We start from the raw sequence: 2,078 nt of genomic DNA, 5'->3' as shown, positions 1-2,078 counted from the left end.
CCACGATTGTAATATATATATGCTCTGGCGCAGTTTACGGAATAATAGATGCCTGGAGAAATAAAACTTCGCTAGCCAAGAATCTGAATCAGTTAATTAATAGTTTTAAACTCAATAAATTTTGGGCGCTCGGGACTGTTGTTGCTTTCCTTTGGGCTGCTGTGCAATACAGTGGTTGCGTGTTTTGGTATGACTTTAATATTACTGATGACTACCAGGCCTATTTTGTATTCCCCCATAAAATGCTTCAAATAGGTTCTCTTGGTTCCGATCCTTTTAGCGAAAGAAGACTGGTATCTGCACTGGGAGGACAGTTATTCTTGCATACCTTCAGTCTCAGCGTGTTGGATGAAAGAAGTTTTTATCTGATCGATCCCGGATGTGCCTTATTAGTAATGATAGGACTTCTGATCGGATACTGCCAGAAAAAAAATCTTTCAACAACCTCGACACTAATGATTGTGTTCGGATTTTTATCACTTAACCTGGTTCGGCTAAATATAAGTGGCGTATTAATTCCAGCGTGCCTTTTTTTCAGCTTATTTAACGTTCTTGAATGGGAGCATCTCAAAGCAACAAATATCCCAAACAATGCTGCGATTGTAGGATTGCTTGCAGCCGCAATCTGCGCTTTGAAAACTACCTTGATTCCCGGGTGTATCCTTTTATTCGCTTCTAGTTATTGTTTTTACATCCTGGGCAGCCAAACAAAGCATAAAGCAATAATCGAATTTTGTTTGGCTGCTATTTTATTGGCGGCGTTTATTTTACCCTGGTCGATATCAATGTATCAGTCATCAGGGACTTTACTATATCCCATATTTGGTAGAGGTTTTCATGGTTCAGTATACGGAGGCTCTGTCAAGCTTCCTAACAGCGAGATTCCCCCAGACATAGCAATTAAACTCAGGTTGTATGCAATTTTAACAATTATTTATATACCTGGTGTATTGGGAATTAGATTTTGGATAATTGGTGTCAGTAAAAAGCCAATTGTTAGGGAAGCAACCCTATCTATTTTGATTAGTACCGTCGCGGGAACTGCGATTATAGCATTTTCTACAGGAGGTTCGGATGTTTACCGCTATGCTTATCCGCTATTAGTAGTTATGTTCGTCGTATTTCTCTCAATTTTTGTGGAATATATCGAGCAAAATAACTTCCATCGAAATTTCCAAAAAATCGCCTGGGGCAGCGCAGTATTTGTGTCTTTGTTAGTAGCGAGAGATTCTCACAGTTACAATGGTTTTACAGAATACAATGACTTCAGAAATAGCATTAGCCGGGGGTTAAATAATGTAGCTTTAGTGACACCACAAGAACGCGAAAAATATGCAAAAATGCTAGATTCGATACCTGCAAGAGAAAGAGTTTTAACAAGACTTGACAAACCTTTTTTACTGAATTTTAAGAAACATACAATCTGGATTGCAGACTACCCAGGCGGTGCTAGCCTACCGCCCGGTATGCCTTCATTTAAAGGAGAAGAGACCCTAGCAGATTATCTGGTTGCAAAATCGATTAGATATCTTGCATATTCTTATGGTAATGAAGCGAACTTTTCTCGGAAAAATGTAGCCCCAAACACCCCTTTCTGGCTCCAAAATCAGGCTTTGAATGCTTTTGAATTTCAAGACAGCTTACAAAAACTTGGCGAAACGAGAAAGCGAATTTATGATGAGGGAGGAAATTTTGTAATTGATTTGTTAAGCTACAAAAAGCAGCAATGACATTAGTTAAAATTTCATTTTTTTCGCTAGTATGAACCCAGAGAAATTTTTGGTAAATCGCACGGCAGTTCTTGCTACCATGCATCACAAAGAACGGGTGATGGCTCCGATTTTGAAAAGAGAATTAGGCGTAAAAATCCTAATACCTGCGGATTTTGACACTGACGCATTCGGCACCTTCACCAGAGAAGTTAAACGCTTGGGAACTCAAATAGAAGCGGCTCGCCAGAAAGCAGCAAAAGCTCTAGAAATGGCGGGCGAAACTCTGGCATTTGCGAGCGAAGGCACTTTCGGCCCTCACCCAATGATGCCCTATCTGCCAGCAAACAGAGAAATCGTAATTTTATT

At 39.8% G+C, this 2,078-nt stretch carries 2 protein-coding genes; both read left to right on the top strand.

The features are described from left to right. On the top strand, positions 1 to 1,730 hold a 1,730-nt coding region (locus QUB64_RS32840), incomplete at its 5' end, for a hypothetical protein (RefSeq protein ID WP_333278799.1). A 31-nt stretch (positions 1,731 to 1,761) separates the two neighbouring features. Further along, the coding region (locus QUB64_RS32835) for a DUF6671 family protein (protein ID WP_333278801.1) at positions 1,762 to 2,078 on the top strand (317 nt) is incomplete at its 3' end.

Source organism: Microcoleus sp. Aus8_D2 (assembly GCF_036702665.1).
Taxonomy (GTDB): Bacteria; Cyanobacteriota; Cyanobacteriia; order Cyanobacteriales; family Microcoleaceae; genus Microcoleus.
Note: the sequence above shows the minus strand (reverse complement) of the source record. Positions and strands in the feature narration are given on the sequence as shown.